Origin of the sequence: Cupriavidus necator A5-1 (genome assembly GCF_000744095.1) — a bacterium.
GTDB classification, from domain to species: domain Bacteria; phylum Pseudomonadota; class Gammaproteobacteria; order Burkholderiales; family Burkholderiaceae; genus Cupriavidus; species Cupriavidus necator_A.
Map to the genome: position 1 here is coordinate 1,729,464 of NZ_JQLI01000001.1, position 22,356 is coordinate 1,751,819.

The following is a 22,356-nucleotide window of genomic DNA, read 5'->3' on the forward strand; positions in this document are numbered from 1 at the left end:
TCACGACACCTCGCCAGGGCGATGCGCGCTTGCTCCTTCGGTATGCCGGCGGACGATGACGCCGGGCATTCTTCAGAGTGCACTGCTAGTGATACCGGTCCTTTTGCCTGAGAGTTTCCGGGGCGGTTGCTCCTTCGGCGCTGTCCCGCGGCGGTTGCCGCCGGATCAGTCTCTCCCAGCATCACACTGGCTTGACGCCAACCCGGGCAATGTAGAGATAAGGCCCGGCCTTGGATATGCGGGTTTACGCGAGTGGCGCGATGCGGCAATCCGCCGTGCGTCGTGGGACGAGGCGAGCACTTTCATCGCAGCTCCGGCGCCGTCCGCGTCGCTATGTCGCACCGGCCAGCACCTGCTTGCCACCTAAAATGTCAGCGCTCGCTCTCGGGAGGAAGCGCCGGATACACAGCGCGCCCAGGGCGGGCGAGCCAAAAAGACGAGAACAAGGTTTTCCAGTGAAGAAGAATCGGATTGCGCTGGCCGCATCGGCCGCGCTGATGGGCCCTGGCATGGCGGGCGCGCAGGTGGCCGCGCCTGAGCCGCTGCAGGAGGTGGTGGTCTCGGCCAAGACCGAGCGTAGTGAAACTCCCGCCACGCCGCCCAATACGCCGTCGCCGGCCTATGGCATCAGCAGCAAGCGCATGGCGGACTTCAATGTGGTGAACACCGAGGACGCGCTCAAGTACGCGCCCAATCTCGCCGTGCGCAAGCGCTTTATCGGCGATATGAATTCGATCATCTCGGTGCGCAGCACCAGCTCGCGCCAGTCGGCGCGGGGGCTGGTCTATGCGGACGGCCTGCTGCTGTCCAACCTGCTGGGCTCGGATTTCACCTTCCCGCCGCGCTGGTCGCTGGTCAACGCCGCCGAGATCGAGCGCGTGGACGTGCTGTACGGCCCGTATTCGGCACTGTACCCGGGCAATTCGTTGGGCGCGACGGTGCTGATCTCGACGCGCACCCCGCAGAAGTTCGAGGGCGATGCCAGCGTGCAGCTGTTCACGCAGCGCTTCGGCCTGTACGGCACGCATGACAATTTCAACGGCGTGCATGCAAACGCCTACGTGGGCGACCGCGTAGGCCCGTTCTCCTGGCTGGTCAGCGTGGACCGGCAGGACAGCAAGAGCCAGCCGCTGAGCTTCTACACCGCGGCGCGTTCGTCCGCCCGCGCCACTTCCGCAGACAAGCCGGTCACCGGCGCCTTCTTCGACAAAGACCAGACCGGCGCCGACCGCGTGGTGATGGGCGTCAACAGCGAGGGCGTCACGCACACGGTGCAGGACCAGCTCAAGGTCAAGCTGGGCTACGACATCACCAATACGCTCCAAGCGCAGTTCACGGCCGCGTACTGGCAGCAGGACCGATCCAGCGCCACCGGCAGCTACCTGCGCGATGCCGATGGCAACGTCGTCTCGAACGGCCCGGTGAATATCGGCGGCTTTCGCTATGTGATTCCCGCCAACGCCTTTGCCCCGAGCAACGGCGAGGACGCGCGCTGGCTCTACGGCCTGTCGCTGCGCACGCGCAACGAGACCGGCTGGAACTTCTCCGGCGTGGCGTCGCTGTTCGAAGTCGGCAAGGACGTAAGCCGCACCGCCAACACCGCCGGCAACGGGCCGGGCACCGTGACCTATGGCGACGGCACCGGCTGGCGCACGCTGGACCTGAAGGCCGACTACCGTCCGCAGCAACTGCAGGGCGGGCACTGGGTCACCCTCGGCTACCACTACGACAACTACCGGCTGACCAATACCACCTACAACACCTCGGACTGGCAGGCGGCGACCATCACCGCCTTCAACAATGCCTTTGCCGGCAAGACCGAGACCCAGGCACTGTATGCGCAGGATGCCTGGTACTTCGCCCCGGACTGGAAGCTGATCCCCGGCGTGCGCTACGAGCACTGGCGCGCCTATGATGGCAGCCGCAGCCAGCCCGGCGTGAATATCGGCTACCCGGTGCGCAGCGAATCCAACTGGTCGCCCAAGCTGGCACTGGAAAAGGCGATCGGGCAGGACTGGCTGAGCCGGCTGTCGCTGGGCCAGGCCTATCGCTACCCGACCGTCAGCGAGCTGTTCCAGGGGCGCATCACCGGCACCTCGCTGGTCAACAACGATCCCAACCTGCGGCCCGAGCGCTCGTTCTCCAAGGACCTGACCTTCGAGCGCACGGTGGAGCGGGCATATTTCCGCGTCTCGGTGTATGAGGACGATATCCGCGACGCGCTGGTGAGCCAGACCAACACCACCGTGTTCCCGACCGTCACCAGCTTCCAGAACGTTGACCGCGTGCGCACGCGCGGCATCGAGCTGGCGTATGACGCGCGCGATGTCTTCATCAAGGGCTTCGACCTGTCGGCCAGCGGCGCCTACAACCATTCGAAGACGCTGGAGAACGCCAACAACCCGGCCTCGGTGGGCAAGTATTTCTACCGGATCCCCAAATGGCGTGCCAACCTGGTCGGCACCTATCGCATCACGCCGGCCTGGGCCGGCACGCTGGCGATGACCTATTCCGGGCGGCAGTACAATACGCTCGACAATTCGGACGTCAACCCTGACACCTTCGGCGGCACCAGCAGCTTCCTGACCTTCGATGTCAAGGTGACTTACCGGCCTGCCAGGAACGTGCGTCTCGGTCTTGGCATCGACAACCTGACCGACCAGCGCTACTACGTCTACCACCCGTATCCGGGCCGGACGTTCTACGCCGAGGCCAAGCTCTCCTTCTAAGCAATTGAACAGGCTGACCACAACCATGACAGGCATGCGCCCCGGCTTCCGCTTAATCGTTGCCGGGCTGCTGGCCTGCACCGCGCTGGCGGGCACCGCGCAAACGCATGGCAACCACAGTGGCCACGGTGGCCAGGCCAAGGCCGCGAAGATGAGCGAGCTGGGCACCGGCGCCGCGTTCGATCGCGACGGCAAGCTGTGGATCGCCTACAAGGACGGCCCCTACGTTGCGGTGCGTTCATCGACTGACTTTGGCCGCAGCTTTGGACCCGGGCAGCATGTCAACAGCGCACCGGAGGCCGTCGCCGCCGACCACGACAGCCGGCCCAAGGTGGCCACCGGGCGCGACGGCGAGATCTTCATCACCTGGACCCAGCCGCGGCCCAAGCCCTGGACCGGCTTTATCCGCTTTGCGCGCTCCACCGACGGCGGCAAGTCCTTTGCCGAGCCGCTGACGGTCCATGCCAATCGCGACGAGATCACACACCGCTTCGACGCCATCGCGGTCGACCGGTCCGGCCGCATCTTCGTCAGCTGGATCGACAAGCGCGACGTCATTGCCGCCGAGGCGCGCAAGCAGCCGTATGCCGGCGCCGCGATCTACTACGCCGTATCGGCCGACCACGGCAAGAGCTTCCAGGGCGACTACAAGATCGCCGACCAGTCGTGCGAATGCTGCCGCATCGCCATGTCGCCCACGCCCGACGGCAACATGCTGGCGCTGTGGCGCCACGTGTTCCCGCCCAACGCCCGCGATCACGCGCTCGCGCAACTGGGCGCCGACGGCACCGCCACGCCGCTGCAGCGCGCCACCTTCGACGACTGGCGCATCGACGCCTGCCCGCATCAGGGGCCGGGCGCGTCGGTGGCGCCGGACGGCACGCTGCACATGGTCTGGTTCAACCTGCGCGAAGGCAAGCCCACGGTGTCGGTCGGCCGCTGGAAGGACGGCAAGCTGCAGGCGCAGCGCCCGCTCGACGACCCGCGCGCGCAGCATGCCGATATCGTCGCGCTCGACAACAACGAGATCGCGGTCGCGTGGAAGTCGTTCGATGGCCAGCAGACGCGCCTGTCCGCCATGCTGTCGCACGACGGCGGCAAGACCTGGCAGACCCGGCAGGTGGCCCGCACCGAACGCGACTCTGATCAACCGCACGTGCTGCAGCATGCAGGCCGCGCCTACGTGCTGTGGCGCACCGAGGCCGAAGGCTTCCAGGTGTTTCCGCTGGGCAAGGAGGGCGCATGAAGCCGATCCGCCGCAAGCTGCTGGTTGCCGCGGCCATTGCCCTGACGGGCATGCCCGTCGCCAATGCCGCCGGCAAGAAGGATGAAGCGGCAGCCAGCCGCGTGGCCGTATTCGAATCCGCCAGCGCCGCGCAACTCACCAGCAGCCAGAAAGGCAAGCCGTTCGTGCTACTGGTGTGGTCGCTCGACTGCGTCTATTGCAAGCGCAATTTCGACGCCGTCGGCAAGTTGCACGCGCGCTATCCTGACCTGCGCGTCGTCACGCTCGCGATGGACAGCCCCGAAGCGCTGCCGCAGGTGCGGCAGCTGCTCAAGCGGGTCAACCTCACGCGCAACGCGTGGGTGTTCGGCAGCGAGCCGCAGGAGCGGCTGCGCTATGCGGTCGACCCCGATTGGATGGGCGAGATGCCGCGCACCTACTTCTATCGCGCGGACGGCCAGCGGCAGGGCATGTCCGGCGTGATCAGCGATGCGGACTGGGACAAGCACCTGCGCTGGGCTGGCTTCGCAGGCTGAGTTCGCCTGAACGCGCTGGCCCCGGCGCCGCAACGGGCGGCCGGGCCGGCGTCATATTTCAGGACAATTCCTTCGGCAGCTTGCCGCCGTTGGCCGCCAGTTCCTGCATCAGTCGCTTGTGCAACCAGATGTTCATCGCCGCCGAGTCGTTCGTGTCGCCGGTGTATTGCAGCTCGCGCGCCAGCTCCTTGCGGTGCTCCAGGCTGCTGTCGATGCCCAGCGCCTTCATCGTGTCGACGATGGAGGTGCGCCACTCCAGTTTCTGCCCGCTTTCCGAGACCAGGCGGTCCATGATGGCCTCGACATCGACGCCGGACAGCGGCGTGGGTTTGGCCGCAGTGGCCGCCCCGGCGCTGCCCGGGGCGGTGCCGCCTGCCGGCGCGGTAGTGGCAGGGCCCGACGGCGCCGCGCCGGCGGATGTTGGCGTGCCGGGGGTAGTGCCGGTGGTGGCGGCCGGCTTGGCCTTCCCTAGCAGCTTGTTGAGGATGTCCTTGAAGATGCTCATGGCTGGCTCCTGGTTGATGTTTCGGGCTACAGGGCCACGCATGATCCGGGCCATCTTTCCAGCGATGCCAGGTGTCGGCCGGGGCTGATGGGTTGTAAATGCTGCATGCAGCGTCGCCCGCTTGTCCACGCGCTTGCCGAGACCGATCTACTCATACAAGTGAAAGGCGCTGAAATCCCGTAGCCGGTAACCAGCCTTGGCGAGCTTGTCGAATTCCTCCTGGTAGCTGTCGCCCAGCATGTTGTGGCGCGCCTGCCAGGCCGGGCCGTCCGCCTTCTCCCAGATGGCCGCATAGCGGCCGCTGTCGCCGGCCTTCCAGCTGCTCAGGTGCACCAGCCGATAGCCCTGCTGGCCGAGCTCGTTGAAGGCCTGCTGGTACTGCGCCGAGGTCATGCCGTGGCGCGCGGCGAAAGGCGGACTGGCACGCTTCTCGAAGATGGCGGCGTAAAGGTCCTGGCCGTTGACGTTGTAGCCGCTCACGCGCACGGGGCGGAAGCCATCGCGCACCGCGCGGTCGAACTCGGCCTGGTAGGCCGCCGCGGTAATGCCGTGGAAGGCGCGGAACTCGGGGCCCTGCACCTTTTCGAAGATGACCGTGTAGAGGTCGATGCCGCCGCTGGTGAAGCCAGCCACGTCGACCGGCCGGTAGCCGGCCTGGACCCAGCGGTCGAATTCGCGCTGGTACTCCGCGCGCGTGAGGCCGTGGCGCGCGACAAAGGCTGGGCCCTGCCCATGCTCGAAGAGCGCAGCGTAGGTCGGCCTGCCATTGACACCATACCCGCGCACGGCAACCGGCCGGAAGCCACGCGCCACCAGGCTCTCAAACTCCTGCTGGTACTGCTGCGCGCTCAGCCCGTGCCGCGCCTCCCAGGCGGGTCCGGAAGACTTGTCCCATAGCGCCGCAAAGTTGGTCAGGTCGGGATTGGTGCGCAAGGCCGCGCGCGATGACGCGGTATTGCTGCGGCAGCAGAACACCTTGCTGCCGGTCACGCACGCGGCACCGCTGAAGCTGCCCGCGGGCGGTGTGCGCCGCTGCTCGCCCGCGCCGCAACTGCCGTCGCAAAACGGCGCGGTGCCATCCCAGCGGCATTCGCTGCCCTGGGCCGCGGGGCAGCACAGCGCCTTGCTGCCGGTCAGGCAGGCTTCTCCGAAGTCCGTATTCTGGATGCCGGGAAACGCGTCCTGCCAGTGATCCGGCAATGCGCTGAGACGCATGGTCTCCGACTCGCCGCCGCGGCAGGAGCCGCTGCAAAAGGGCGCGGTACCGTCCCAGCGGCACGTCTGCGCCAGCGCGAGGGAGGCCGCCGTGGCAGCAAGCAGGGCGACGAGCGCCGCGATGAAGGGCTTGACCATGCGAGCCTCCCTCCGGAAAGAAGCGCGCAAGCGATGAATCCGCTGGGCCGAAGGCGGTGCCCTTGCGCGCAGAGGGCGTGCGCTACGGGCAAGTTTAGGCAGGCGTGGCGGGGGCTGTGGAAAGAGTTTCTAAGGACTGATCTGTGCAGCAGGCAAGATGTAACATCGCTGATACCGCCTCATGCGCCACACCGTCCAAAGGTTTTTGCGCCAGATCAAGTTACGGTGTGGATCCCTGCCTACAGTGGAGACGGCGGCAGCCGGCCAGTCCGGGCGTCGCGCCATTGCCGTCCGGTCTCGTCCAGGCGCCTGCCCGCCTGAGATCCGCAGGATCGATGCCATCGCGCCCGCGATGACATCGACGATGACCTCCGCCGTGGACAGACAGGTCGAGGTGCGCGCCAGTGTTGACTACTTCCATCGATCCGCATGCCGCCGAAGAGCGCCCCCGCCTGCTCGATACCGTCGACCGGGTCTCCGAGATGTGCTTCGGCCTGTTCATGGCGCTGACCTTCGTCGGGGCGGTATCGGCTGTGGCGGCCCCGGCAGATGCCGGCCGTGTCATGTTCAATACGGCCCTCGGCTGCAACCTGGCCTGGGGGCTTGTCGATGCGGTGATGTACCTGGTCCGGACCCTGACCGAACGGGGGCGCAAGCTGTCGCTGGTCAAGGCGGTGCGCAGCGCAAACGATCCGTCTGAGGCCATCGCGCGCCTGCGCGATGCGCTTTCGCCGCCTTTGCGGACACTGGTCGCCGACACGGAGCTGGAGGCGATGCGCAGCCGGATCGCCAGATCGACCGACTGGCCTGAGAAGCCCGCGCTGCGCGGCCAGGACTTTCTTGCGGCAGCGGCGATCTTCGGGATTGTCGTGCTCGCGACGTTCCCGGTTGCGCTTCCCTTCATTGTCATTAACGACGTCCCGACGGCGCTGCTGGTATCGCGGGTCCTGACCATCGTGATGTTGTTCGGCGCCGGCATTGCCCTCGGGCGCCATGCCGGCTTCGGCGGCTGGATGGCAGGCTTGGCCATGACGGTGCTGGGCATCGCGCTGACCGTGGCCATTATCCTGCTGGGAGGCTGAGCATGTGGGCCGCGCGGCTGGCCGCGCCCTGCCTGCTGCTGGCCGCGGCCACCGCGCCGCTGGATGCGCGCGCAGCCGAAGAAAGCGAAGCCCAGCCGCCGGCGGCGGAAGCGCCTGCCTGGAGCGGCTCGGTCGCAGCCTACCTCAACCTGCCGCGCGGCAATGAAGCCTATGTCACCGGCATCGCCATCGCCAAACGCGGCGCCTTGCACCTGGAAGCCCGCAGCAACTACGAAGGCATGGACGCGTACTCGTTCTTCGTTGGGTACAACCTCGGCGTCGGTGAAGCCGTGCGCCTGGACTTCACGCCGATCCTGGGGTTTGTCACGGGCAGCACGCACAGCGTGGTGGGCGGCTTCGAGGCCACGTTGACCGGCCGGTATGCCGATGCCTACATCGAGTTCGAGTACGTGCCGGACGCCCAGCCATCCGGCTACGCCTACGCCTGGAGCGAGCTGGCGTTCCGCCCGGTCGAATGGTTCCGCATCGGCCTGGCCGCCCAGCGCACGCGCGTGCCTGACAACGGCCGCAACCTGCAACGCGGCGTCTTTGCGCAAGTGAAGGGCAAACACGTTGCCGGCGCGGTGTACTGGTTCAACCCGGCGTCGCATGAGCAGCTCACAGTGATCTCCCTGGCGATCAGCTTCTGACGGGCTACGGAATCCCCTTGGCCATGCGCATGGGATCGACCAGCCGGTCAAATTCCTCCCCGCTCAGCAATCCCAGTTCAAGCGCTGCCGCGCGCGGCGCAATGCCGCGACTGACGGCGGTGTTGGTGATCTGCGCCGCGCGATCGTATCCCAGCACGGAGTTGAGCGCTGTCACGGCGAGCAGGGGGTTCTCCAGGTTTCGCGCAAGCTTCTCACGATTCGGCGCAAGCCCCTGGACCAGCCGCTGCGCAAACATGCGGGCGCTGTCAGCCAGCACGCGAATCGACTGCAGCACGTTGTAAATCAGGACCGGCTTGGCGACGTTGAGCTCGAAGCTGCCGGATGCGCCGGCCATGGTGATCGTCATGTGGTTGCCGCACACCTGCATGGCCGCCTGGACCACGACCTCCGCCACGGTCGGATTGCGCTTGCCCGGCATGATGGATGAGGTCAGGCCATCCTCGGGGATCAGCAGCTCGCCCAGCCCGCAGTTCGGGCCCGATCCGAGCCAGCGCAAGTCGTTGGCGATCTTCGTGAACGACACCGCGATTACGTTGAGCACGCCCGACAGCTCGACCAGCGCATCGTGGGCCGCCATGCCTTCGACCTTGCACGGGTTCGGCCGGCACGCCAGGCCGCTCAGTTGGCTGGCTTCTTCGCAGAATGCCGCGGCAAAACCGGGCGGGGCGTTCAGGCCCGTGCCGGCGGCGGTGCCGCCTTGCGGCAGCACCAGCAGGCGCGGCATGGTGCCGTGCAGGCGTTCGAGCGCATTGTCGAGCTGCGCGGTGAAGCCTTCGAACGCCATCCCCATCGTCATCGGCACGGCATCCATCAGGTGGGTGCGCGCGATCTTCAGCACGTCGGCGAAGGCATCGGCACGCTCGCGCAGGCTGTCGCGCAGCAGCGCCAGGGCAGGGATCAGCCTGTCCTCCAGCTCGAGCGCCGCGGTCATATGCATGACCGTGGGAAAGCTGTCGTTGGAAGACTGCGAGGCGTTCACATGGTCGTTCGGGTGGACCGGCGACTTCGTGCCGAGCGGCTGGCCCAGGCACTCGTTGGCCCGGTTCGCGATCACCTCGTTCGCATTCATGTTGGTCTGCGTGCCAGACCCCGTTTGCCAGATGGTGAGCGGGAAGTGCTGGTCGAACTTTCCGCTGCGCAACTCGGCGGCTGCCGCGATGATACGTTCGCCCAGGGCGGGATCGAGCACACCACAGCGCATGTTTGCCTGCGCCGCCGCCATCTTGTGCAGGCCGAGCGCATGGATCAGGCACGCCGGGAAGCGCTCCTCGCCCACCTCGAAGATGGCCAGGGCGCGCTGCGTCTGCGCCCCCCAGTAGCGGTCGGCCGGGATATCGACCGGGCCGAAGGCATCGTGCTCGACGCGAAGCATTGTCATGGCACTCAGTCCAGCGAGATGTTGGCCTTGGCCGCCACGCTCTTCCAGCGTTCGACTTCCGCGGCCGTGTGCTTGCCTAGCGCACTGGCCGTGTACCGCTCAGGCGGCAGCATCTGGATCGCCTGTGCCGACATCTTCGCGGTGAATGCCTTGTCGGTCATGACCTTCAGGTAGGCCTGCTGCATCTTGTCGATGACTGCTTGCGGCGTGCCCTTCGGTGCGTAGATGCCGTACCAGGTGCTGGCCTCGAATCCCGGCAGCACGGTCTCTGCCAGCGTGGGGACGTCCTTGAGTTGCGCCACCCTGGCTGCGGAGGTCACCGCCAGCGGCCTGACCTTGGATTCCGTGATCTGCGGCAGCGCGGTGTTGGTCTGGTCGAACATGCCGTCGACCTGTCCGCCGATCACGTCGATCAGGGCCGGACCCGCTCCCTTGTATGGCACCAGCGAAACCTTCATGCCCGCCGACGCGGCAAACAGCGCCGCCACCAGGTGCGAGGTCGAGCCCACCCCGGCATTGCTGATAAAGAGCTTGCCGGGGTTCTTCTTGCCCATCTCGACCAGCTCGCGCACATCCTTGGCCGGGTGGTCCTTGCGGACCATCAGCACCATCGGCGTATCGGGGAAGCGGAACACCGGCGCGAAATCCTTGACCGGGTCATAGGGCAGCTTCTTGTACAGCGCGGGCGCGGCGCCCATGTAGCCCATGTGCCCGACCAGCATGGTGTAGCCGTCAGCCGGCGCACGCGCGGCCTTGGCGGCGCCGACAGTACCGCCGGCGCCGGGCGAGTTGTCGATGATGATCGACTGGCCCACCTCGCGCGACACGCGTTCGGCAATGGTCCGCGCCAGCGCGTCCGTCGGTCCGCCCGCGGCGAAGGGCACGATCCAGGTGATGGGCTTGGCGGGATACGCCTGCGCGAAGGCCGGCGTGGCTGCGGCCAGCGTGGCGCCGGCGAGGGCGATCCCGGCGGCAAGGGTGCGGATGCGATGCATGGTGTTGTCTCCTGTTTATGGTGTCTGTGGCTGGATCGGGATTGCGCCGCGGGCCTCAGGCCGCGGATGCCCTGGACAGGGCGACGGCGCGGTCGACCATCTGGGGCGCGAGGCCGAGGTAGTTCGCCGGATCGGTCATGCGATCGATGGCGGCGCGGTCAAAGTGGCGGGTGACCTCGGGCAGGGCGGCCAGGGCGTCGGCCAGCGTGCCGCCGCGTTCGTTGACGGTGCGGCAGGCGTCATAGACCACGTCGTGCGCCTGCTGCCGGCCGATGTGGGGCGCCATGCCCATCATCACGGCCTCGGCCACGATCAGGCCGTTGGTGATGCCGAGGTTGTGCTTCATGCGGGCTTCATCGACGATCAAACCGCCCAGCGCAAACTTGGCCTGGTGCAGCGCACCGGCGCTCAGGATGAAGCTCTCCGGGAGGGCGATCCATTCCGCGTGCCACGGGCCGGTGGCGCGCTCGAAGTCCTGCACCATGGCATCGACCATCAGGCCGGCGTGCTGGCGCACGGCCTTGGAGGCCGCCAGCATCAGTTCGCTGGAGATCGGGTTGCGCTTCTGCGGCATGGTGCTGCTGGCGCCGCGGCCCTTGACGAAAGGCTCATAGACTTCGGCGAACTCGGTCGACGCCATGATCATGATGTCGAGCGCGATCTTGCCGAGCGAGCCGGTGATGAGTGCCAGCAGGTTCACCGCCTCCGCAAAGCCGTCGCGCGCCACATGCCAGGTCGTCGCCGGCACGCCGAGGCCGAGTTCTTCGGCCAGTGCCTCCTGCACCGCGAAGCCCTTGTTGTCTCCTTGTCCGCCCAGCGAGGCCAGCGTGCCGGCCGCACCGGCAAATTCGACCACCGCCACGCGGGGGCGCAGTTCGGCCAGGCGCTGCTGGTGGCGGTCGAACATCGCCAGCCAGATCGCGACCTTGTAGCCGAAGGTCACCGGCAGCGCCTGCTGCAGGTGGGTGCGGCCCGCCATGGGCGTATTGCGATGCTTGACGGCGAGGTCGGCCAGGATCCCACGTAGCTCGCGGATATCCGCATCGATGCTGTCGAGCGCGTCGCGCACCTGCAGCGCCACGGCGGTGTCCATGATGTCCTGGGTGGTAGCGCCCCAGTGCACATAGCGCCCGGCGTCCCCGCACATCGACACGAGCTGGTGCAGCAGCGGCAGGATCGGGTAGCCGACAATGTCGGTTTCCTCGCGCATATGGTCGAAGTCGATCCGCTCGATGCGGCATTCGCGGGCGATCGCTTCGGCCGCTTCCGCGGGGATCACGCCGGCCTTGGCCTCGGCCCGGGCAAGTCCGACCTCGACGTCGATATACCGCTGGACCAGCGCGATATCGGAGAAAATCTCTCGCATCTTGCTGGTGCCGAAGGCGTCGCGGAAGAGGATGGAGTCGACGACGGTGCTGGCCGCCGGGGTAGTGAACATGGACATGGTGCTACCTTGGAGAGGTGAGAGGCGCGTAATATGTTCGAACATATTGACATGTAATTAAATATGTTCGAACATATTTAGGAAATGATGGTTAACCCGTGCTCGCGCTTTGTGACGCAGCAGGCATTCATGAACAAGACCAATTCAGCAGACATCAGCAGGCAGCTCATCGAGGGCATCACCAGCGGCCGCTACGCGGTCGGCTCGCTGCTGCCCACCGAATTCGAGTTGTGCGAGCAGTACCAGGCCAGCCGCTACACCATCCGCGCGGTGCTGCAGGAGTTGCAGCAGCTGGGGCTGGTGTCGCGGCGCAAGAACGTCGGCACGCGGGTGGAGTCGGCCAGGCCCAGGCCGGTGTTTCGGCCGTCGCTGGCGTCAGTGGACGACCTGGTGCAGTTCGGCGCGGAGCACCTGCGGGTGGTGCAGTCGGTGGAGGAGATCGCCGTGCCGGCCGACGTCGCGGCGGAGATCGGATGCGAGCCCGGCGCGCGCTGGCTGCGCATCTCCAGCCTGCGCATGGACGGCGGCAAGGACGGCACGCCGATGGCGTGGACCGATGTGTATGTGGATCCGGCTTATGTGGAGATCGGCGACATGGTGCGCGCGTCGCCGGACACGCTGGTCAGCACGCTGATCGAGTCGCGCTACGACCGGCAGATTGCGGAGATCTACCAGGATGTGCGCGCCTTCGCCGTCAAGGACGGACGCATTGCTGACGCGCTCAGGCTGGAGGCGGGCGCCGCCGCGCTGAAGATCGTGCGGCGGTATATGGATGCGGCTGGCGAGACCTTTGAGGTCTCGGTTACCGTGCATCCGGCGGATAGTTTCTCGGTGTCGATGCGGCTGCAGCGTTCGGCGGGGTGAGGGGGCCGTTGTCATGCTGACGGAGGTGCCAGCATCGGCTTAGTCGCCGTGGGTGTCAGCCGTCCTCGCCAAAATCGAGCAACACCTTGCAGCTCTGCTGCGGATGGCGCTCAGCCAGGTCGAAGGCGGCGACGACGTCGCGGAAGTCGAACTGGTGCGTAACGATATGGCCGGGATTCACCAGGCCGCGCGTGATCCAGTCGATCACCGTGGGGAGCATCGCGCAGTTCAGGCGCGAGGCGGACAGCGTCAGTTCCTTCTCTGGACGTGTCGACGCCGACGCTGGGCGTCAGCGAAGCCTATCGCGCCAGCGCGGAATTCGTCGGCGCCGTGCTGATGCTGGTGACGGCCGTCGTGCGCCTGCTGGAGCGCGCTGGCTGGAAGCAAGTGACCGTGAGTGGCCTGCTGGTGGTTGCCGGTGGCGGCGTGCTCTGGGCGCTGTCGCCCGCGCTGATGGAACTGGGCAACGCCAACCTTGTGATCTTCTTCCTGCTGATGCTGGTTGCCTGCGTGGCCATTGGCGTACCCATCGCCTTTGCCTTTGGCCTGTCTACGCTGTGCTACCTGGCGCTCTCCACGGCAACGCCGCTGTCCGTCATCCCGAACCGCATGCAGGAGGGCATGTCGCACCTGATCCTGCTGGCGGTGCCGCTGTTCATCTTCCTGGGCGGGCTGATAGAGATGACCGGCCTGGCGCGGGCGATGATCAACTTCCTGGCCAGCCTGATCGGCACACCGGCGTGGCGGGCTTCAGTATGTGCTGCTTGGGGCGATGTACATTGTCTCGGGCATCTCGGGCTCCAAGGCGGCGGACATGGCCGCGGTGGCACCAGCGTTGTTTCCGGAAATGAAGAGCCGCGGCGCACAGGACGGCGACCTGATCGGGCTGCTGTCGGCCTCGGGGCTGTGCCACCGCCATGGCCTGGGCGCTGACCCAGTCTGGCTTTGCGCAGGACCTGGTGCACATCCTGTCGGCGGTCCCTGGCGGCAAGACCGGCTTCCTCCTGGTTTCGGCGTTGGCTTTTGTCATCCTCGGCAGCCTGCTGGAAGGCATCCCTGCCATTGTGCTGTTCGGGCCCTTGCTGTTCCCGATTGCGAAGCTGGTCGGTGTGCATGAGGTGCACTACGCCATGGTGGTGATCCTCGCGATGGGCCTGGGTTTGTTCGCGCCGCCCATTGGCGTGGGTTTCTATGCCGCCTGTGCGATCGGACGGGTTTCACCCGATGTGGCGATGCCGCGGGTCTGGCCGCATATGGCGGCACTGTTCATCGCACTGTTGCTGTTGACGCTGGTGCCGTGGTTCTCGATCGGCTTCCTGTGACCAGCGTTGCGCGATCCTCTCGGCGCAGAAGCGCGGCGCCGATGCACCAGGGCGTTAAACGCAAGCCGCCACTCCTGGTGAACGCACCCCTCTCCCACGTCGTGGAGAGGGGTGGGGGAGAGGGCCGGAGCTTCCACGAAGTACGGCACGTCGGTATGCCAGCGCCTGCCCTCTCCCCCGGCCCCTACCGCAAGCGGGAGAGCGGAGCAAACCGGCAGCAGGCAGTCCTGTTCAGCGATCAGAACTTGTGCCGGATCCCCGCCACTGCAGTGACCTGCGACCTGGTGGACGACGGCGAGAGCGTATAGATCTGTGCGAAAGTGGCGTCGCCCGCCGCCCGCTGGTAGATGCCGACCAGGAACAGGTCGGTACGCTTGGACAGGAAGTAGTCCGCGCCAAGGTTGACCTGGTGCCACTTCGGCTGGCTGCCGCCGGGCTGGTACTCGCCCCAGGTGTAGATATAGGCGGCACCGAGCAGCAGGTTGGGCGTGATGTAGTCGGTCACGGAGATTTCGCCGTTGTTGACCGTCAGCCTCGTGTTGTCCAGGTAGTCGAAGCGCACATTGGTGTACAGCGCCGATACCCCCACCTTGCCAAACTGATAGGCGCCGCCAGCGCCGAAGATGCGCTGATGTTCGACCTTGGCCCCGCTTGCCTTGCTCGTTACGAACGGGGAGGAGAAGCCATAGTCGCCAACCACCGCGCCGGACTGGTTGCCTGCGCTGTTGGGCGTGTTCAGTTCCTCATAGGCAATACCCAGCGACAGATCATTGCGCTTGTAGGAAACCCCGAGGCTGTACGCGTAGTTGGAGCGGAAGTCGCCCGGCTTTTCGCCAAGACTCATCATGCCGGCGAATTGCAGGCCGCCGTACAGAGGGCTCTTGTAGGCGATCGTGTTGTTGACGCGGAAGGTGTTGAAGACGTTGTCGCTGTCGCCGATGTGCGTGCCGAACGCGGCGAACTGCGTAGCCGATTCATAGGGCCACAATGTCGCCGCGGGCAGGTCATACTGCCGGCCCAGGCTGATGGTGCCAAAGTCCGGCGACTGCATGCCGACGAAGGCCTGCCGGCCAAACAGGCGGCCGTTTTGCGACAAGGCGCCGGTGTCGATGGCGAAGCCGCCTTCCAGCGTATAGAAGGCGGTGTTTCCACCCCCCAGATCTTCCGTTCCCCGCAGGCCCCAGCGCGGTGTCTGCATCGGGCCGTTCGCCAACTGCACCTGTGAATGGCCGTTCTGGTTATTGGCATACACGATGCCGGTCGAAATCAGGCCATACAGATTCACGCCGCTTTCCGCATGGGATGCCGGGCACGCCAGCAGCGTGGCGGCGGCAGCTATGACACATCGCTTCATGGTGACTTTCCTGTCGAGTGATGAATGAACGCAGCCCTCCCCGTGTGCACCGGGTGCACAGGGGTCAGGTAGAGACGGGAGGCTGGATTGGGGAGAGGGGCGTGGCCGCTAGGGGCGGATCAAGTCACGAAACGGCGGGGCCATGCAGCGAAATGCTCTTGTCATATTTCTTCCTCTCGAATCTCTTTATTGGTGAGATTTGAAGGGCATTCTCCATGCAGAAGAACCGCCGCAGGAAGCACCGATTTTTGTCACCGCCGAGCGAATTATTCGCTCGCTGTGATCAGTAGTGCTCAGCTTTATGCACCAGGATGGCGTGCCGTGGAGCCCTTCTGGTGCGGATTGCGCACGGAAATGGTGCTCTAATTTTGGCATCGGCTGTGCTCTAAAATCAGTTCTTGTTAGAGCACCACCCCAACCTCAAAATAGCCTCAACACGAGATCCTGCTGGTTCTGCCAGGCCAGCGCAATGAGCAGCTATTAAAGGAGTTGGAGATGCCACGATTAGAGAATCCGGGTCGCCGCCGTGTACTGCAAACGTCCTTGATGGCGGGCGGGCTGGCTGCCTCGGGTGCGTTGCTGTCGGTGCGCGCCCTCGCCACCGAGCGCGCCGCTGTCAGCATGCAGCTGGGTTGGGTGCCCGGCGGCAATCAGGTGGCCGAGGTGGTGGCCAAGCGCCTCGGCTACTACGAGCAGGAGGGCATCGACTTCAAGATCCAGCCCGGCGGCCCCAATATCGATGGGGTAGCCATCGTGGCCTCGGGGCGCGGCGAGGTCGGGCAGATCTCTTCCAGCCCTTCGGTGATGCTGGCGGTGTCGGAAGGGCTGCCGGTCAAATGTTTCGCGGTCGGCCTGCAGCAGCATCCCTATGCCTTCTTCTCCCTCAAGAAAACGCCGATCCGTTCCCCGCAGGACATGATCGGCAAGCGGATCGGCATCCAGGCCACCGGCCTGGTGCTGCTCAAGGCCCTGCTGGCCAAGCACAAGATCACCGAGAGCCAGGTCAACATCGTGCCGATCGGTGCCGACATGATGCCGCTGCTGAGCGGACGGGTCGATGCGGTGACCGGCTGGCAGACCAACGTTTCGGCGCTCAAGGCGCTGGGTGCGGACCGCGTCGACCTGAGCCTGTGGGACTCGGGCGTGCGCCTCTATGCGCTGCCCTACTACGCGCACACCAGCACCCTGCGTAACCATCCGGAGGTGCTGCAGCGCTTCCTGCGCGCGACCGCCCGCGGTTGGCTCTACGCCAACAAGAACCGTGACCAGGCGGTTGATCTGCTGCTCAAGGATTTCCCCAGCCTGAACCGCGCGGACGAACGTGCCTCGATCGACTCACTGATGGGCTATGCCTTCAACAAGGAAAGCGGCATCCAGGGCTGGGGCGCCATGGACCCGGCCGTATGGCAGGAGCAGATCTCGCTGTACGCGCAGCTCGGGCAATTCCGTGCGCGCGCGCCCAAGCTGGAGGATGTCATGACGCTGGACATCCTGCAGGCCACCAAGTCCTCCCGACTGACGGTGTAACCATGCTAGCTACTCAATCCAATTCCGAGCGCGTGCCGCTGTCGATCAGTTGCCGCGATATCAACGTCCGCTTCTTCACCGACCGCCGCAGCACAACCGCCCTTGCGGGCCTGAGCCTCGACGTGGCCAGCGGGGAGTTCCTCACGCTGCTCGGCCCTTCGGGCTGCGGCAAGTCCACCTTCTTGCGCGTGGTGGCCGACCTGGTCAAGCCAAGCCGTGGCGAGATCCGCGTGCTCGACGCGGCGCCGCAGGTGGCGCGGGCGCGGCGCGACATCGGCTTCGTGTTCCAGGACGCCGCACTGCTGCCATGGCGCACCGCGCTGCAGAACGTCGAGCTGCCACTCGAGGTTGCCAACGGCCGTGCGCGCGCCGGCCGCGCGACGCCACGCGAGCTGCTGGAACTGGTCGGCCTGAAGGGGCGCGAGGATGCGTTCCCGCACGAAATGTCCGGCGGCATGCGCCAGCGCGTGGCGATTGCCCGGGCGCTGGTCAGCGATCCGAAAGTGCTGCTGATGGACGAGCCGTTCGGCGCGCTCGACGAGATCACGCGCGACCGGCTCAACGAGGAACTGCGCCGGGTCTGGCGGGAAATGGGGCTGACCATCCTGTTCGTGACCCACAGCATCTACGAGGCCGCGTTCCTCGGCCAGCGCGTGCTGCTGCTGGCGGCCAATCCGGGCCGGGTCAAGGAGATCGTGCCGGTCACCCTGCCCGAGGACCGCACCCTCGATATCCGCGAGACGCCTGAATTCGTACAACTGAGCGCGCACCTGCGGCGCGTGCTGGAGACCTGCTGATGAGTGCATCGGAAATGAAGCTCGACCTGCCAGGCGTAGGCCCGGACGCCGAAGCCGACGCCTGGTTCGCCAGCCGCCGCCGCCGTATCTGGCGCGCGCGTGCAATGCCCGCGCTGGGCATTGCCGGGCTGATATTCGCCTGGTGGGCGGTGGTGGCGGGCTTCGACATCAAGCCCTTCATCGCGCCATCTCCCGGCCTGGTGCTGCAGACCTTGTTCGATAAGCGCGACGTGCTGCTGCACAACCTGATCCCCACCGCCATCGAAGCGCTCGGCGGCTTCCTGCTGGGCAACCTGCTTGCCATCCTGCTGGCAACGGTCTTTGTCCACAACAAGACGCTGCAGGAGATCTTCTACCCGGTCGCGGTCATGATCAATTCCATCCCGGTGGTGGCCAAGGCGCCGATCCTGGTGCTGATCATGGGCAACGGCATCGAGCCGAAGATCACCATCGCCGCCATCGTGTGTTTCTTCCCCACGCTGGTGAACATGGTGCGCGGGCTGGAGGCGGTCAATCCGCAGTCGCTGGAGCTGATGCAGGTGTTGTCGGCCAGCAAGCGCGAGATCTTCTTCAAGCTGCGCCTGTTCAACTCGCTTCCCTATCTGTTTTCCGCACTGCGCATCGCTGCGTCGATGTCGGTGATCGGCGCGGTGGTCGGTGAATGGATCGGCGCCACCGCAGGCATCGGCGCCATGATCATCCAGGCCACCTATGCGTTCGACTCCGCGCTGCTGTACGCGGCAATCGTCATGTGCGCGGTGATGTCCGGGACCTTCTTCCTGGTGATCGCGGCGATCGAGCGCTGGCTCATCAAGTGGCAACCCGAGAACGCCCATTGAGCACGGCACCACAACAATAATTTCGAGGATAACAATGACCAAGATCAGTGACTGGATCCGCCAGCCGGCCCAAGACGTGCGCGTCGCGGCCAAGGCCAATGTGGTGGTGGTGGGCGGCGGCCCGGCGGGCCTGTCGGCCGCGCTGGCGGCTGCGCGCAACGGTGCTGAAACCATCCTGCTCGAGCGCTACAACCACCTGGGCGGCCTGGCTTCGGGCGGCATGGTGCTGGTGCTGGACGATATGTGGGACAGCCACCTGCAGGAAATCTCGGTGCGCGGCAACTGCCTGACCATGATCGAGCGCATGGCCGCGCTGGGCCTGGCAAGGTTCCCGCGCGCCAACGAGTGGGGCGAGGATCCCGCCGCATACCGGCGCTGGGGCCGCTGGGGCACCTTCGACTTCCACAGCCAGAAGACACCGCATCCGGTCTGCTTTGCCGCAGCCTTCGATCCCGACGCCTACAAGCGCGTTGCGCTTGACATGGTGCAGCAAGCGGGTATCCAGCTGCGGCTGCACTCCTGGTTCTCGCAGACCCTGGTCGAAGACGGACAGGTCAAGGGCGTGATCTGCGAAACCAAGAGCGGGCGCGAAGCCATCCTGGCCGACGTGGTGATCGATGCCACCGGCGACCTGGACGTGGCCGCCTCGGCCGGCGCGCCGCACATCGGCGGCAGCTATATCACCACTACGGTGTTCCGTCTTGGCGGGGTCGATACCGAAGCCGCCGAACGCTTCGAGCAGGAAGAGCCGGAGGCCTACGCGCAGCTCGATCGCCAGATCAAGCGCATCCTCGGCGGCTCCTGGGGCATGTGGTGGCTCAAGACGCCGCTGCCCGGGGTGGTGTGGTGCAACTGCCCGCACATGGCCGGCATCGATGGCCTCAAGGCGGAAGACCTGACCCGCGCCGAGATCCAGGGGCGCCAGCACATCCACGCCGTGGTCGAGTTCGTGCGCGACAAGCTGCCCGGCTTCGAACAATGTTTCGTGATCGACGTCGCGCCGCAGACGGGCGTGCGCCAGACCCGCCTGCTCGAGGGCGAGTATGTGATGAGCAAGGAGGACGTGGCGCAGCGCGTGCGCTTTGACGACAGCATCGCGCGCGGCCGCGACTACTACATGCCGTATCGCGTGCTGCTTCCCAAACAGGTCGACAACCTGCTGGTGGCAGGCCGCCACTACTCGGCCACATCGCAGGCACAGAAGATCTCGCGCGAGATTCCTCCCTGCATGGCGATGGGCGAAGCCGCGGGCGTCGCCGCGGCACTGGCGCTCAATGCTGGCGTGTCGGTGCGCAATGTAGACGTAGGCAGCGTGCAGAAGGCTTTGCGCGCCCAGGGTGCCGACCCCGGCAACCAGGCAGGCCGCAACGCCGACATTCCGGCGCTGGCCGCTTATATCCCGCAGGCGCAGGCAGCATGAACGAAATGGAGACAGGGAATATGCAGCAAGACATGCCGCTGACGGGTATCCGGGTGATCGATTTCACCCAGGTCATGATGGGCCCCGTGTGCACGCAGACGCTGGCCGACTACGGCGCCGATGTGATCAAGATCGAGCGCAAGGGCGCGGGTGACCTGAGCCGCTCGACCTTCGAGCCGGTGGCGGGCGCCGATAACCCGATTTTCTGCAGCCTGAACCGCAACAAGCGCAGCCTTGCGCTCGACCTGCGCGATCCGGCCGCGATGGCGCACGTGAAAACGCTGATCGCCGGCGCGGACGTGGTCGTCAACAACTTCCGGGCTGGCGTGATGGAGCGCATGGGCCTGGGCTACGAGGCCTGCCGCGAACTCAACCCGCGCATCATCTACGCCGTCGGCACCGGCTTCGGCGAGAGCGGGCCTTACGCGCACAAGGGCGGGCAGGATGTGCTGGCGCAAGCCGTCAGCGGCGTCATGGCGCGCCGCGCTGACGAATCGGTGCCGATCTCGGTCTACCCGACGGCGCTGGCCGACTACTCGGCCGGCATGCACATGGTGCAGGGCGTGCTGCTGGCCCTGCTGCACCGCGCCCGTACCGGCGAGGGGCAGAAGATCAGCGTATCGCTGTACAACTCCATGCTGGCCATGCAGATGCAGGAAGCGGCCATGATCATGATGGAGGATTCGGAGGTCAACTGGGCCGCCATGCCGCTGTCCGGCGTGTTCGATACCCAGACCGGGCCACTGGTGATGGTCGGCGCCTTCAAGGAAAATCCGCTGCGCGACATCTGCGCCGCGCTGGAGCTCGAAGACTTGTCGGCCGATCCGCGCTACTGCGACCTGAACCAGCAGTTCCGCAACAAGACCACGCTGCAGGCCATGCTGCGCGAGCGCTTTGCCGCCAATACGCGCGAGCACTGGCTGGCGCGCCTGGAAGCGCAGGACATCCTGTGCGCGCCGGTACGCGACCTGCGCGAGGCGCTGGTGGACCCGCAGACCCTGCACAACCAGATCCTGCTGGAAGGCCAGGGCGAAGGGCGGCCGGTCAGGTTTGTCGGCAGCCCGATCAGCATGTCCCGCGCGCGCGTCAGCCTGCACCGGGCGCCGCCGCGCCTGGGGCAGCACAACGACGAGGTGCTGGGCGAACTGGCCCGGACTCCGGCCGGTGCAAAGGCGGAGGCAGCATGAGCGTCCATCTGCAAGTCGAGAACTTCGTCGCCACGGTGACATTGTCGCGCCCCGATGTGCTCAATGCGATCGACCTCGCCACCGAGGCCGAACTGCAGCGCATCTGGACCGAGCTGGAAGGCCGCCGCGATGTGCGCGTGGTGGTACTGACCGGTGAGGGCGAGCGTGCCTTCTGCGTCGGCGCCGACCTGAAGAACCCTTCCACCACCGGCCTGGAGTACTGGGGCGCGGCGCGTCCCGGCGGCTTCGGCGGGATCGCCTTGCGCGAGTCGCTGAATGTTCCGGTCATCGCCCGCGTGAACGGCTTTGCGCTCGGCGGCGGCTTCGAGATGGTGCTGGGCTGCGATATCGTGGTGGCCTGCGAGGAGGCCAGCTTCGGCCTGCCGGAAGCCCTGGTCGGGCGCATGCCGCTGGACGGCGGCATGACCTTGCTGCAGCGCCAGATCCCCTTCCGCAAGGCGATGGCGATGCTGCTCACGGGACAGCGCATGCCGGCACGGGAAGCCGCCGAGATCGGCCTGATCAACGAGGTGGTGCCGCGCGCTGGGCTGGATGCGGCGGTGCAGCGTTGGGTCGATGCCCTGCTGGCCTGCGCGCCGCTGTCGCAGCAGGCGATCAAGCAGGTGGTGCGGCGCACCTCGACGCTGTCGCCCGCCGATGCCCAGGCGCTGCGCCTGCCGGCGCTGGTGACCGCGCTGCAGTCCGAGGACGCGCACGAGGGCGTGCTGGCCTTCCAGCAAAAACGCAAGCCACAGTGGCGGGGTTGCTGATGGCCTACGTCATTGCCTCGGGCTGCATCGACGTCAAGGACGGCGCCTGCGTAAAATGCTGTCCGGTCGATTGCATCTATGAAGGCGGGCGCACCCTCTATATCCACCCCGACGAGTGCATCAGTTGCGGGGTGTGCGTGTCGGTGTGCCCGACCGAAGCGATCTATGAAGATGTGGAGCTGCCGCCGGCCGAGGCGGCTTTTGCCGATGTCAACCGCGACTTCTTCGCCAGCGGGGTGAGCGGCATCGGTTCGCCCGGCGGCGCCGACTATGTCGGCCCGCTGGCTTGTGACCATCCGCTGGTGGTGGCGTATCCGGCCAGGACGGGCGGTAATCCAATCGCGCCGGCATCGTAATT

At 66.1% G+C, this 22,356-nt stretch carries 19 protein-coding genes, 2 pseudogenes and 1 riboswitch; of the genes and pseudogenes, 14 read left to right on the forward strand and 7 right to left on the reverse strand.

Annotated features, from left to right (window positions below; translation table 11 throughout):
• Nucleotides 1-85: 85 nt before the first annotated feature.
• A riboswitch (glycine riboswitch) is annotated at nt 86-188 on the reverse strand.
• Between the two features lie 267 nt (nt 189-455).
• Genes K307_RS07585 through K307_RS07595 form a run of 3 tightly spaced genes read left to right on the forward strand, consistent with a single transcriptional unit; the run spans nt 456 to nt 4,490 of the window.
• Nucleotides 456-2,729 (forward strand): TonB-dependent receptor, encoded by a 2,274-nt coding sequence (locus K307_RS07585; protein WP_042877404.1) that lies wholly within the window; start codon nt 456-458, stop codon nt 2,727-2,729.
• A gap of 25 nt (nt 2,730-2,754) precedes the next feature.
• Nucleotides 2,755-3,975 carry a sialidase family protein gene (locus tag K307_RS07590; RefSeq protein WP_042877406.1) on the forward strand — a complete coding sequence of 407 codons (1,221 nt, stop codon included), beginning with the start codon at nt 2,755-2,757 and terminating at the stop codon, nt 3,973-3,975.
• Nucleotides 3,972-4,490, forward strand: coding sequence for a TlpA family protein disulfide reductase (locus tag K307_RS07595; protein WP_042877408.1), 519 nt, complete (start codon nt 3,972-3,974; stop codon nt 4,488-4,490). Before K307_RS07590 ends, K307_RS07595 begins: the two co-directional genes overlap by 4 nt.
• Nucleotides 4,491-4,548: 58 nt before the next feature.
• On the opposite strand, the gene K307_RS07600 is transcribed toward K307_RS07595, so the two are convergent.
• Nucleotides 4,549-4,995, reverse strand: a complete 447-nt coding sequence (locus tag K307_RS07600; RefSeq protein WP_042877410.1) for a DUF3597 domain-containing protein — start codon at nt 4,993-4,995, stop codon at nt 4,549-4,551.
• 147 nt (nt 4,996-5,142) lie between these two features.
• Nucleotides 5,143-6,348 carry a hypothetical protein gene (locus K307_RS44325; protein ID WP_051974748.1) on the reverse strand — a complete coding sequence of 402 codons (1,206 nt, stop codon included), beginning with the start codon at nt 6,346-6,348 and terminating at the stop codon, nt 5,143-5,145.
• Nucleotides 6,349-6,752: 404 nt separating this feature from the next.
• Here K307_RS44325 and K307_RS07610 point away from each other — a divergent pair, with 404 nt between their 5' ends.
• Together K307_RS07610 and K307_RS07615 are read left to right on the forward strand one after the other, a co-directional pair.
• Nucleotides 6,753-7,430 carry a VIT1/CCC1 transporter family protein gene (locus K307_RS07610; RefSeq protein ID WP_051974749.1) on the forward strand — a complete coding sequence of 226 codons (678 nt, stop codon included), beginning with the start codon at nt 6,753-6,755 and terminating at the stop codon, nt 7,428-7,430.
• Between the two features lie 2 nt (nt 7,431-7,432).
• Entirely contained in the window at nt 7,433-8,080 is a 648-nt protein-coding gene (locus K307_RS07615) for a hypothetical protein (RefSeq protein ID WP_042877414.1), read from the forward strand.
• A 4-nt stretch (nt 8,081-8,084) separates the two neighbouring features.
• On the opposite strand, the gene K307_RS07620 is transcribed toward K307_RS07615, so the two are convergent.
• The 3 genes from K307_RS07620 to K307_RS07630 are packed head-to-tail and all read right to left on the reverse strand — an operon-like array spanning nt 8,085 to nt 11,918.
• Nucleotides 8,085-9,479, reverse strand: a complete 1,395-nt coding sequence (locus K307_RS07620; RefSeq protein ID WP_042877417.1) for a class II fumarate hydratase — start codon at nt 9,477-9,479, stop codon at nt 8,085-8,087.
• Between the two features lie 5 nt (nt 9,480-9,484).
• Nucleotides 9,485-10,474 carry a tripartite tricarboxylate transporter substrate binding protein BugD gene (locus K307_RS07625; RefSeq protein ID WP_042877420.1) on the reverse strand — a complete coding sequence of 330 codons (990 nt, stop codon included), beginning with the start codon at nt 10,472-10,474 and terminating at the stop codon, nt 9,485-9,487.
• A 55-nt stretch (nt 10,475-10,529) separates the two neighbouring features.
• Nucleotides 10,530-11,918, reverse strand: coding sequence for a class-II fumarase/aspartase family protein (locus tag K307_RS07630; RefSeq protein WP_042877422.1), 1,389 nt, complete (start codon nt 11,916-11,918; stop codon nt 10,530-10,532).
• Between the two features lie 129 nt (nt 11,919-12,047).
• Between K307_RS07630 and K307_RS07635 the strand changes: the two genes are divergently transcribed.
• Nucleotides 12,048-12,782 (forward strand): GntR family transcriptional regulator, encoded by a 735-nt coding sequence (locus K307_RS07635; protein WP_042881593.1) that lies wholly within the window; start codon nt 12,048-12,050, stop codon nt 12,780-12,782.
• Nucleotides 12,783-12,837: 55 nt separating this feature from the next.
• Here K307_RS07635 and K307_RS45885 read toward each other — a convergent pair.
• Nucleotides 12,838-13,044: pseudogene (locus tag K307_RS45885) on the reverse strand (Zn-dependent oxidoreductase); the annotation flags it as partial.
• On the opposite strand from K307_RS45885, the pseudogene K307_RS45890 reads away from it, so the two are divergent.
• Nucleotides 13,044-14,104, forward strand: a pseudogene (locus tag K307_RS45890) (TRAP transporter large permease subunit); the annotation flags it as partial. The pseudogenes K307_RS45885 and K307_RS45890 sit on opposite strands and share 1 nt — an antisense overlap.
• Before the next feature lie 238 nt (nt 14,105-14,342).
• On the opposite strand, the gene K307_RS07650 reads toward K307_RS45890, so the two are convergent.
• Nucleotides 14,343-15,458 carry a porin gene (locus K307_RS07650; protein WP_042877424.1) on the reverse strand — a complete coding sequence of 372 codons (1,116 nt, stop codon included), beginning with the start codon at nt 15,456-15,458 and terminating at the stop codon, nt 14,343-14,345.
• A gap of 495 nt (nt 15,459-15,953) precedes the next feature.
• Between K307_RS07650 and K307_RS07655 the strand changes: the two genes are divergently transcribed.
• From K307_RS07655 to fdxA, 7 genes are read left to right on the forward strand one after another with little or no spacing between them, the layout of a single operon-like run.
• The gene (locus tag K307_RS07655) at nt 15,954-16,985 is read left to right on the forward strand and encodes an ABC transporter substrate-binding protein (RefSeq protein ID WP_042877427.1); all 1,032 of its coding nucleotides are present in this window, start codon (nt 15,954-15,956) and stop codon (nt 16,983-16,985) included.
• Nucleotides 16,986-16,987: 2 nt separating this feature from the next.
• Complete coding sequence (locus K307_RS07660) at nt 16,988-17,782, forward strand: ABC transporter ATP-binding protein (protein ID WP_042877429.1); 795 nt, start codon at nt 16,988-16,990, stop codon at nt 17,780-17,782.
• Nucleotides 17,782-18,621 (forward strand): ABC transporter permease, encoded by an 840-nt coding sequence (locus K307_RS07665; protein ID WP_042877431.1) that lies wholly within the window; start codon nt 17,782-17,784, stop codon nt 18,619-18,621. The genes K307_RS07660 and K307_RS07665 overlap by 1 nt, the downstream gene beginning before the upstream one ends.
• 34 nt (nt 18,622-18,655) lie before the next feature.
• On the forward strand, nt 18,656-20,041 hold the full coding sequence (locus tag K307_RS07670) for an FAD-dependent oxidoreductase (protein ID WP_042877433.1): 1,386 nt from the start codon (nt 18,656-18,658) through the stop codon (nt 20,039-20,041).
• Nucleotides 20,042-20,061: 20 nt separating this feature from the next.
• Nucleotides 20,062-21,228 (forward strand): CaiB/BaiF CoA transferase family protein, encoded by a 1,167-nt coding sequence (locus K307_RS07675; protein ID WP_230625581.1) that lies wholly within the window; start codon nt 20,062-20,064, stop codon nt 21,226-21,228.
• Entirely contained in the window at nt 21,225-21,998 is a 774-nt protein-coding gene (locus tag K307_RS07680; protein WP_042877435.1) for an enoyl-CoA hydratase-related protein, read from the forward strand. The genes K307_RS07675 and K307_RS07680 overlap by 4 nt, the downstream gene beginning before the upstream one ends.
• A complete protein-coding gene (fdxA, locus tag K307_RS07685) occupies nt 21,998-22,354 on the forward strand; it encodes a ferredoxin (RefSeq protein WP_042877436.1) in 357 nt (118 codons plus the stop codon). Before K307_RS07680 ends, fdxA begins: the two co-directional genes overlap by 1 nt.
• Nucleotides 22,355-22,356: the final 2 nt, after the last annotated feature.